Source organism: Duganella levis, assembly GCF_009857605.1.
In the GTDB taxonomy this organism is placed as follows: Bacteria; Pseudomonadota; Gammaproteobacteria; order Burkholderiales; family Burkholderiaceae_D; genus Rugamonas; species Rugamonas levis.
In genome coordinates this window covers 93026-103523 of sequence record NZ_WWCT01000025.1, presented here as the reverse complement: position 1 = coordinate 103523, position 10498 = coordinate 93026, and the positions used below count along the sequence as shown (strand labels likewise).

The 10498-nt window shown below is 63.2% G+C and carries 7 protein-coding genes; 4 read left to right on the top strand and 3 right to left on the bottom strand.

What is annotated here, in order from left to right; genetic code table 11:
- Positions 1-65 precede the first annotated feature (65 nt).
- From GTP69_RS25255 to garD, 3 genes are all read right to left on the bottom strand, one after another.
- Positions 66-605, bottom strand: a complete 540-nt coding sequence (locus GTP69_RS25255; RefSeq protein WP_371868113.1) for a sigma-70 family RNA polymerase sigma factor — start codon at positions 603-605, stop codon at positions 66-68.
- 78 nt (positions 606-683) lie between these two features.
- Positions 684-1490: an NAD-dependent epimerase/dehydratase family protein gene (locus tag GTP69_RS25250; RefSeq protein ID WP_110847298.1), complete on the bottom strand. Its 807-nt coding sequence runs from the start codon at positions 1488-1490 to the stop codon at positions 684-686.
- 24 nt (positions 1491-1514) lie between these two features.
- Positions 1515-3080 carry a galactarate dehydratase gene (garD, locus tag GTP69_RS25245; protein ID WP_161057462.1) on the bottom strand — a complete coding sequence of 522 codons (1566 nt, stop codon included), beginning with the start codon at positions 3078-3080 and terminating at the stop codon, positions 1515-1517.
- A gap of 280 nt (positions 3081-3360) precedes the next feature.
- Between garD and GTP69_RS25240 the strand changes: the two genes are divergently transcribed.
- The 4 genes from GTP69_RS25240 (at position 3361) to GTP69_RS25225 (ending at position 10496) form a co-directional block, all read left to right on the top strand.
- Positions 3361-4065, top strand: coding sequence for a FadR/GntR family transcriptional regulator (locus GTP69_RS25240; protein ID WP_161043535.1), 705 nt, complete (start codon positions 3361-3363; stop codon positions 4063-4065).
- A gap of 219 nt (positions 4066-4284) precedes the next feature.
- Complete coding sequence (locus GTP69_RS25235) at positions 4285-7005, top strand: TonB-dependent receptor plug domain-containing protein (protein WP_161057461.1); 2721 nt, start codon at positions 4285-4287, stop codon at positions 7003-7005.
- A 93-nt stretch (positions 7006-7098) separates the two neighbouring features.
- On the top strand, positions 7099-7905 hold the full coding sequence (locus GTP69_RS25230; protein ID WP_161057460.1) for a rhamnogalacturonan acetylesterase: 807 nt from the start codon (positions 7099-7101) through the stop codon (positions 7903-7905).
- Positions 7902-10496 (top strand): pectinesterase family protein, encoded by a 2595-nt coding sequence (locus GTP69_RS25225; RefSeq protein ID WP_161057459.1) that lies wholly within the window; start codon positions 7902-7904, stop codon positions 10494-10496. The genes GTP69_RS25230 and GTP69_RS25225 overlap by 4 nt, the downstream gene beginning before the upstream one ends.
- Positions 10497-10498: the final 2 nt, after the last annotated feature.

Sequence of the window (10498 nt, the reverse complement as noted above, 5' to 3'; positions counted from 1 at the left end):
GGCCGCGTCGCCAGCGCCGAGTTGCACCAGCCAGCCAGCGGCCTGCTCGGCCAGCGCGTCGTCGCTCATGCCGCCATCCCGGCCAGCGCGGCGCAGCTGGCGCGGCACTGCATCAGCGCCTGCACCAGATATTTCTGCACCATGCGGGTGGACACCCCCAGGCTTTCGGCCACCACGGCCTGCGGCTGGTCGTCGAGATAATGCAGCAGGAAGGCTTCGCGCGCCTTGGCCGGCACGCGCTCCAGCGCCACCGCGATCTGGTTCAGCGCTTGCAGCGCCATCATGAGGTCTTCCGGCGACGGATGGCCGGCCAGCGATTCGGCCATCAGCGCCAGTTCGGCCAGGTAGGCGTCCTGCAGCAGCTTGCGGCGCGCGCGATCGACCAGCAGGTGTTTGGCGGTGGTGGTGAGATAGGCGCGCGGCTGCTGCTGCACGCCGAACAGCGCGTCGCGCGAGACGATGATGCGCATGAAGGTGTCCTGCGCCACGTCCGCCGCCTCGTGCGCGCAGCCGAGTTTCCCGCGCAGCCAGCCGCGCAGCCAGTCGTAATGGCTGTGATACAGGACGTGCAGTTGCTGTTTGGGGGAGGACTCGGTAACGGACACGTAACGCTACATAAAAATGAGAATTATTCTCATTCTACATGAAAACGGCCAGCAAAAACTGGCCTGCAGTCCGCGCGATTAGTCTTTGTAGCGCACTTCGGCCAGCGCGAACGCGCCGCCGTGATAGGTTACGGATGCATTCTGGTCCGGATACTGGCCGCTGTCCGGGAAGCTGGCGTCGAACTGCGACGAGCTGTCCTTTGGCTTGTAGCCCAGGTGCGCCGCCTTGCTGTTGTCCCACCACGCCACGTCGTTGTTCGACATGCCGAACAAAATGGTGAAGCCCACGCGGGTCGCAAACAGCGACTGGCGCAGCGCTTCCACCAGGTCGTCGTAACTCAGCCAGGTAACCATCATGCGGCGGTCCTTCGGTTCCGGGAACGAGGAGCCGATGCGCAGGCTCACGGTCTCCAGGCCGGTGCGGTCCCAGTAATAGCTGGCCAGTTGCTCGCCGAAGCATTTGCTGACGCCATAGAACGAATCGGGACGCGTCGGCGCGGTAGCGTCGATGTAGTCGGTGTTGCGGTAGAAGCCCACCGTGTGGTTCGAGCTGGCGAACACGATGCGCTTGACGCCCAGTTTGTGGGCCGCCTCGTAGATGTTGGCGGTGCCCAGTATGTTCGCGTGCAGGATGTTCTCGAAGGTGTTCTCTGTCGAGATGCCGCCAAAGTGCAGCACCGCTTCCACGCCTTCCATCATCTTCATGACAGCCGCTTTGTCGCCCAGGTCGCAGACGACGATTTCCTCGCCCTCGCGCGCTTCGCCCAGATCGGCGATGTCCGACAGCACCACCACATCAGCCCACGGCTTGATGCGGTCGCGCAGAACTTTACCGAGGCCGCCGGCGGCGCCGGTCAGCAGCAGTCGTTTGAATGGTTTTGCCATAATTGTCTCCGTTGTTTTATTTTTTTACGTCACTGGGGCTGGGTTGAACAGCACCAGTGCATTATGCAGCTTCCATTTTTCGGCCCACGTTTCTTTGCCGCTGGCGACGTCCAGCAGCATCTGGAACAGCTCCCAGCCGACATCAGCGATGGTGGCTTCGCCGCTGGCGATGCGGCCGGCGTTGATGTCCATCAGATCGTGCCAGCGGTTGGCCAGGTCGTTGCGGGTGGCGACTTTAATCACCGGCACTTCGGCCAGGCCGTAAGGCGTGCCGCGGCCGGTGGTGAACACGTGCAGGTTCATGCCGGCCGCCAGCTGCAGCGTGCCGCAAATGAAATCGCTGGCCGGCGTGGCCGCGTAGATCAGGCCTTTCTGCGTCAGCTTCTCGCCCGGCGACAGTACGCCGGAGATTGGCGAACTGCCCGACTTGACGATCGAGCCCATGGCTTTTTCGACGATGTTCGACAGGCCGCCCTTCTTGTTGCCAGGCGTAGTGTTGGCGCTGCGGTCAACGCCGCCGCGCGTCAGGTAGGCGTCATACCAGGCCATTTCGCGGATCATGGCCTCGGCCACTTCCGGCGTGGTGGCGCGCGAAGTCAGTTGGTCGATGCCGTCGCGGACTTCGGTCACTTCCGAGAACATCACGGTGGCGCCGGCGCGCACCAGCAAATCGGTGGCAAAGCCCACAGCCGGATTGGCGGTGACGCCGGAGAAGGCATCGCTGCCGCCGCATTGCACGCCTACCACCAGTTCCGAAGCCGGCACGGTTTCGCGCTGGCGCTTGTTCAGCTCCGCCAGGTTTTTCTCGGCCTGCTTCATGATCGAATCGATCATCGACATAAAGCCGACGTGCTGCGCATCCTGCAGACAGACCAGACCAGGATCGGCGCCGCCGGCGTTCTGGATCGGGATCGAGCCTTTCGGGAACAAGCGCGTCGGCTGCAGTTTTTCGCAACCGAGGCTCACCACCATTGCCTGGCCGCCGAAGTTCGGGTTTAGCGCGATATTGCGGATGGTGCGGATCGGGATCGGCGCGCCCGGCGCGTCAATCGCCACGCCGCAGCCGTAGGTGTGTTCCAGGCCCACCACGTCGTCGACGTTGGGATACTTCGGCAGCAGCTCGCTCTTGATGCGCTCCACCGCAAATTCGACCACGCCCGACACGCACTGCACGGTGGTGGTGATAGCCAGGATGTTACGGGTGCCGACGCTGCCGTCCGGATTGCGGAAGCCCTGGAAGGTGTAGCCTTCCAGCGCATCCATCGGCGGCGGCTTGATGGTGGCGATCGGCAGGCCTTCCAGCTCGCGCGCGGCCGGCATCTCGACATTGTGCTCGGCCAGCCAGCTGCCGGCCGGCAGGTCCTTGGCGGCAAAGCCGATGGTGACGTTGTAGCGGATCACGCGGTCGCCCTTGGCCAGGTCGCGCAGCGCCACCTTGTGGCCTTGCGGGACCGCTTCCAGCAACGTCAAACCATTCGGGAACACGGCGCCGGCGGCCAGACCGCCGTCGTTGACGACAATCGCAACGTTATCGTTGTCGTGCATGAGGATGTAGCGCGGCGTGTTGGTGGCGCTCGTCGGTGTGGTCATGGGCTTTCCTACGTTGTTTTTTGGTCTCGTAAAGTGGTCTGACCACTTCTGTTATTGGCCGGCCATCTGGTGGGTTGTGGCCTGCACGCCACAGTCTGGATACCGCATGTTTCCTAGGGTTTTGCCTATCAAACACGGGGGGCAGACGGTCGCTCGATGAATTCAGTATGCCAGTATAAAATAAATTTGGCTAGTCCACATTGCGCATTTGGTCTGACCACCTTAGAATGGCCTGACCAGATGGCAAATCAATAAGCCACGCATACAAACGAGACAAGCAATGTTGAAAAAGACCGTTCTTCCTGTCGAGAACTCCGCTCACGAGCCACGCCTCTATCGCGTGGTGGCGGACCGCATCCAGGAACTCATCCGCAATGAACACATCGCTCCCGGCGAACGCCTGCCGTCGGAACGCGACCTGGCCACCAAGCTGAGTGTCAGCCGCGCCTCGCTGCGCGAAGCGCTGATCGCGCTGGAACTGGGCGGTGTGATCGAAGTGCGCGGCGGTTCCGGCGTCTACGTCAGCGACGTGCCCGAGCCGGCCGACAGCGATCTGCCGGAAGCCGGTCCCGGTCCATTTGAAGTGCTGTCCGCGCGCCGCCTGATCGAATCCGAGATCGCCGCCATTGCCGCCCGCGTGGCCACCGACAGCGCCATTGACGCCATCCTGCAGGCGGTGGTGGAGATGGAAAAAAACCACGACAACTATTCCAGCAACGAGCAGGCCGACCGCAACTTTCACCTGGCCATTGCGCGCGCCACCGGCAACAGCGCGCTGGTCGGATCGCTGACCTATTTATGGGACCAGCGCGGCCGCCTGTGGCACAAGCTGAAAGAACACTTCCAGACCGAAGAACTGCGCCAGGAAACGCTGAAGGACCATCGCCGCATCCTGGAGGCGATTGCCGACCACGATCCGGCGGCGGCGCGCAAAGCCATGCGCGCCCACCTGGAACGCGTGACCCGCACGTTCTCGCGCGGATAACAGAACAGAACCACAACACCCGTAGTAACGCAGGACCGGCCTCGAAGCCGGCCGCGCAAAAAGTAATTAAGTTATCGACCGGCTTGACCTCGGCCTCCCCTCTGCACCCTGCACAGCGGCCCTCGTCACAGCGGCACGGAGTACGCGAGGTGCTCCACTCACGCATGCGCTGTTCAGCGCTGCGTATAACTTTATTCAAGAGACGAAGGAGACAACACCATGAAGTCCGAGAAACCGGTCCAGAACCGTTCCGCCCAACCGCGCCTGCTGCTCACCGCAATCAGTCTGGCCGTCCTCACCCTGACCAATACCGCCTACGCCCAGGACAGCGGCGAAGGCCCGATGACCCGCGTCGAAGTGACCGGTTCGAGCATCAAGCGCGTGGCCAATGAAGCCTCGCTGCCAGTCAGCACCATCAAGGCCGAAGACCTGGTCAAGCAAGGCATGACCACGCTGGCCGACATCATGATGGCGCTGCCGCAATCGGCCTCGCTGGCGCCATCGAACGCCGGCTCCGGCACCAACATCAACCTGCGCGGCCTGGGTGTGAACCGCACCCTGGTACTGCTGAACGGCCGCCGCCTGGCCAACGAAGCGATCTCCGACGGCTACGCCAATCTGGACGTGATCCCGATGAGCGCCCTGGCCCGCGTCGAGATCCTGCGCGATGGCGCATCCTCGATCTACGGCTCCGACGCCATCGGCGGCGTGGTCAACTTCATCACCAAGACCCAGTACGAAGGCCTGCAACTGACGGCGCAAGCCGTGCAGCCTGAGAAAAAAGGCGGCGGCGACGAACAGCGCGCGACCGTCACCTGGGGCAAGGGCAATCTGCAACGCGACGGCTGGAGCTTCTACGCCACGCTGGACGCGCACCAGCGCACCCGCCTGGGCTCTTCCGACCGCGCCTATCTGAGCACGGCCGAGATGCTGACCGCACTGGGTCGCGCGCCATCGCTGGGCACCGGCGGCAACGCCACCCCGGCCAACTTCACCACGCCGACCAACAAAACCGCACAGAATCCTTATGCGGCCAGCGGCTGCCTGGCGCCGTACTCGATCGTCGGCCAGAAAGGCACCTGCGTACTGGATAACAACCAGTACGGCACCGCGCTGTACGCCAACCAGCAGGTCACCTTCTACACCCGCGCCGCCAAGCAACTGAGCGAAGACCATGTCATCTCCATCGATTACTCGCGCGGCGAAGAATTCATCCTCGGCACCAAGAACCCGACCAATGCGCTGGCGGTCAATGGCGTCGCCGCCATCCTGCCGTCGACCAGCAAATGGTATCCAGGCAAAAGCGGCGGCGTGCCTGCCGTCGCAGGCCTGAACAACGCACCGCTGACCGTCACCTGGGCAGTGGCCGACGGCGGCCTGGCCACCACCAAGGACGTGCAGCTGAACCAGCGCATTGCGGTGGTCGACGAAGGCACCATGGCAGGCTGGGACTACAAGGCCGGCCTGGTGATCGGTGTTTCCGAGCGTAGCAACTACTACTACTCCGGCTACTACAAGGGCCAGGGCCTGCTGGACGGTCTGAAAAACGGCCAGCTGAATCCATTCGGCCTGCAGGATGCGGACGGCAAGGCTTACCTGTCCACCATCAGCGTGGACGGCGCCAAAAACCGCTACTCGAAATCGACCTTCACCGGCGTCGACGCCACCGTCAGCCGCGCGCTGATGGAACTGCCGGGCGGTTCGCTGGCACTGGCCGTGGGCGTGGACCTGCACCGCGACACCACCGAAGACACCAAACTGCCAATCGGCGGCGAAGTCACCTACGCCAACGCCACGCCATCGCACGGTGACGGTCAGCGTAACGTCGCCGCGCTGTTTGCCGAGATCAACGTGCCGGTCACCAAATCGCTGGAACTGAACGCCGCCGTGCGGGACGACCATTTCAGCGACTTCGGTAACACCATCAATCCGAAAATCAGCTTCCGCTGGGAGGCTTCGAAACAGCTGATGTTCCGCGGCTCGGCCAACACCGGCTTCCGCGCACCGACCCTGTTCGACGCCTACGGCTACCGCCTGCCTGGCGCCACCGGCCTGACCGCCGCCAAGTGGGACGATCCGGTCCTGTGCCCAGGCGGCACGCCAGGCGTGGCCGGCACCGGCACCGCGCTGCCAGGCCTGGTCGCATCGACCGTCTGCAACACCACGCTGCCTAAACAGACCGGCTCCAACGCCGGCCTGAAACCGGAGAAGTCCAAAGGCTTCACGCTGGGCGTGGTGATGGAACCGGTGAAGAACGCCATGGTCTCGCTGGACTACTGGAACATCAAGATGACCGACATGCTGGCCAACTTGCCAGAGCAGGTCTACTTCCTGGACCCGGTCAAATACGCATCGTACTTCGTGCGTAACGCCGACGGCACCATCAACTACATCAACAACACCATCATGAATCTGGGTGGCCAGAAGGCCGCCGGCGTGGACGTTTCGGGTTCGTACAACTTCCCGAAAACCGCCTACGGCGATTTCAAGGTGGCGATCGATGGCACCTACCTGACCCAGTTCGACAACCAGCTGTATAACGGCAGCCCATACGTGTCGAACATCGGCCAGTTCGGCCTGGCCAGCAACGGCACCACCTCCAGCTTCCCGATCATCACCTACCGCTGGAAGCACACGCTGAAACTGAACTGGGCTGCGGGCAACTGGAGCACCCAGCTGACCCAGAACTACAACTCGAAGTACACCGACCAGAATCTGGTGGCCAAGCAGTACTGGCGCAACATCAATTCTTACAAGCTGTGGAACGCGACCGCCACCTACAACGGCTTTAAGAATATCCAGGTTACCGCCGGCGTCACCAATCTGTTCAACGTGGCGCCGCCAGCCACCAACAGCAGCTTGTACACCTATGGTTACCTGAGCAGCGCCGGCAGCGCCATCGGCCGCGCGTACAACGTACGCATGACCTACACTTTCTGATGAAAGCGTGGCTGCATAAACTGAGTCACTCCGCCTGAGTATGGGGCGCCGGACCGCATCACGGCCGGCGCCCTTTTTTTTTCGGATCGCACCATGAAATTCCTCACCTCTCCCGCCGCCACCCTGTTCCTGCTGGCCGGCGCAGCATACGCCGCCGACGCTCCCGCACCAGCACCCGCGCCGGCCAAACCAGTCCGCATCATTCTCGTCGGCGACTCCACCATGGCCAACACCAGCGGCTACGGCGACGCCTTCTGCGCGCGCATCAACCGCGCCAATACCTGTATCAATCTGGCCAAGGGCGGCCGCAGCTCCGGCAGCTTCCGCGCCGAAGGCCGCTGGGACGAAGTGGAAGGCCTGCTGCGCGGTGCCGCCGCCTATCGCGCCACCTATGTGCTGATCCAGTTCGGCCATAACGACCAGCCGGGCAAGCCTGGCCGCTCGACCGACCTGAAAACTGAATTCCCAGTCAACATGAACCGCTATGCGCAGGAAGTCAAAGCGCTGGGCGGCGTGCCGGTACTTGTCACGCCGCTGACCCGCCGCACCTTCAAGGACGGCGTGCTGGAAAATAATCTGACGCCTTGGGCGGATGTGATCCGCGCCACCGCCGCCGCGCAGCACGTGCCGCTGCTGGACCTGAACGCGGACAGCTACGCCGCCGTGCAAGCCATGGGCCAGGACGAAGCCGACACGCTGGCCATGGTGCCGCGTCCCGCCGACTACGGCGCGGCGCCGGTCGCCGGCAAAGTGGAAGTGGCAGGCGCCGCCAAGACGGCGTTCGACCGCACCCACGTCGGCGCCAAAGGCTCGGCCTACTTCTCGCGCATGGTGATGGATGAACTCAAACGCGCGGTGCCGGATCTGGCCGGGCAGTTCAAGCCGGAGAGCGAGCAGTGACAGCGCGCCGTCTCGCTCCCCTCGCACTCTTCGCCGCATTCTGCGCACCGGCGCACGCGCAGGACAGCCGCAAAGTCACCGAACCGGTAGCGCCGCCATCTTGCACCGTGCTGACCGCAGGTGGCGCGGTTGATGATACCGCCCGCATCCAGGCCGCCATCGACCAATGCGCTGTCGGCCGCGCCGTGCGCCTCTCCGGCAGCAACGAGAAGCAGCGCTTCGTCGCCGGCCCGCTGACGCTGCGCAGTGGCGTCAGCCTGCTGGTGGACGCCGGCGCCACGCTGCAAGCCAGCAGCAATCCCAAACTGTATGACCGTGGCGCCGGTACCTGCGGCACCATCGACAAGCAAGGGCGCGGCTGCAAACCCTTCATCACCATCGACAACGCCAAGGGCAGCGGCATCTACGGCGAAGGCGTGATCGACGGCCAGGGCGGCCATGTGGTCGACGGTGGTACAGAATCATGGTGGCAGCTGGCGCGCCGCGCGCAAAAGGAAGACGCGCGCCAGAACGTGCCGCGCCTGATCGAAATCACCAACGCGCAGAACATCACGCTGCACAAGATCACGCTGCGCAACTCGCCCAACTTCCACGTCACGCTGAACAAGGTGGATGGCTTCACCGCCTGGGGCATGCGCATCGACACGCCGGCCACCGCGCGCAACACCGACGGCATCGATCCGATCTCGTCGCGCAACGTCACCATCGCCTACAGCCATATCCGCACCGGCGACGACAACGTCGCCGTCAAAGCCGGCAACAACGGGCCGACGGAAAATATCTCCATCGTGCATAACCGCTTCTACAGCGGCCACGGCATGTCGATCGGCAGCGAGACCAATGGCGGTGTGCGGCATGTGCTGGTCGATGACCTCAGCATGGACGGCACCACCTCCGGCCTGCGCATCAAGAGCGACGTGTCGCGCGGCGGCGTGGTGGATCAGGTGAACTATCGCAACGTCTGCATGCGTGATGTGAAAACGCCGATCGACATCAGCACCCGCTACACCAAGGACGCACAAGGCACACAGGTGCCGGTGTTCACCAACATCGACTTCGACGACGTGCACAGCGTATCGCCCGGCCGCCTGGTGGTGCAAGGCTACGATGAACAGCGCCCGGTGCTGGCGCATCTGCATGACGTCAGCATCAATGGCAAGGCCGATCGCAAGATCGAATTCGCCCGCCTGACTGGCGATGCGATCAGCAGCAGCGACACCAGCAACTGCGCCAGCCGCTTCGCGCCTTTCCCGGAAAGCGTGGCAGCCAGCACCCGTCCGCAGCTCACGCAGGATCAGGCCAGGCAGTTCTCGTATGGTGAAGTGCTGAAGTACGTCGGCGTGGCCGGCAAGGAGACCGTCGACCCATGGGACCCGCTCAACGATCCGCTGGCCAAAGGCGCAGTCTTCACGCCCGACTACATCGTCGACAAGGCCGCAAAGGCTGACGGTGTCCGCACCTTCAATGCGGTGCAGGAAGCCGTCAGCCGCGCAGTGCTGGACAGCGCGGGCAAGCGCCTCTACATTCTGCTGAAGCCCGGCGTGTATCCGGAGCTGGTCTACGTCCCCGCCTCCGCCGCGCCGATCACCCTGTACGGCGAAGGTAAAGACGCGGCGGCGACGCGCATCACCGCCAGGCTGGAAGCATCGATGACCGGCGCCGCCTACGACGCTGTCGCCGGCCCGCAGTTCGCCAAGGCCGCGCCGACGGTGCAGGCGATGTATGCCACCATCAAGGACCGCGCGCAAATCGGCACCTTCGGCACGCAAACCGTCTGGACGCAGAATAACGGCTTCCAGGCGCGCAACCTGACGTTTGAAAACGGCTACAACAAAGACACCGGCAACGCCCGCGCCGAGGAACTCCCCAACATCAACAACGTCCACCATCAGGCGCTGGCGCTGAGCGTGGACAGCGCCGACAAGGCGCAGTTTGAAAACATCCGCCTGATCGGCTTCCAGGACACGCTGTATCTGAAGTCGCCGCAAATCGGTAGCACCGTGCGCAGCTTCTTCAACAAATCGTATATCGAAGGCGACGTCGATTTCATCTTCGGCGACAGCACCGCCTATTTCTATCAGACCGAGATCCGCACGCTGGGCGATCGCAGCGTGTCCTACACCGCCGCACCGAATACCTACCTGAAGACCAAGTACGGCTTCGTCTTCGACAACTGCCGCTTCACCCACGAGGGCAAGAAGAGCGGCGACTTCTATCTGCTGCGCCAGTGGTTCGCCAGCTCGCGCTGCACGCCGTATGCGCCGCTGGCGTTGGACGGTTACAGCTGCACCTATGGCCCCGTCAACGTCTACAAGGCGCCGACCGGCACCATCGCGCGCGTCTCGCTGGAAGCCGTCGGAAAAATGGTGGTGCTGAATTCGCGCATCGGCGCGCACATCAACCGCCAGCATCCATGGGCCGACTGGAACAAGAAGGGCACCATCTCCTTCCGCCCGGCGCAGTACAACTCGGACGACCACTGGAACAACCTGATTAAGGCCGGCATTGATCCCGTCAAGGATCTCGGCTACACCAAACCGCCTTCGCCGCCTGAGGTTTTCCTCGGTGAGTTCAATAATTCAGATGAATAAGG

Excerpts from the sequence above, each read along its gene's own strand:
- GTP69_RS25235 (WP_161057461.1), top strand. The coding sequence starts at position 4,285 with ATGAAGTCCGAGAAACCGGTCCAGAACCGTTCCGCCCAACCGCGCCTG.
- GTP69_RS25230 (WP_161057460.1), top strand. The coding sequence starts at position 7,099 with ATGAAATTCCTCACCTCTCCCGCCGCCACCCTGTTCCTGCTGGCCGGC.
- garD (WP_161057462.1), bottom strand. The coding sequence starts at position 3,080 with ATGACCACACCGACGAGCGCCACCAACACGCCGCGCTACATCCTCATG.
- GTP69_RS25250 (WP_110847298.1), bottom strand. The coding sequence starts at position 1,490 with ATGGCAAAACCATTCAAACGACTGCTGCTGACCGGCGCCGCCGGCGGC.
- GTP69_RS25240 (WP_161043535.1), top strand. The coding sequence starts at position 3,361 with ATGTTGAAAAAGACCGTTCTTCCTGTCGAGAACTCCGCTCACGAGCCA.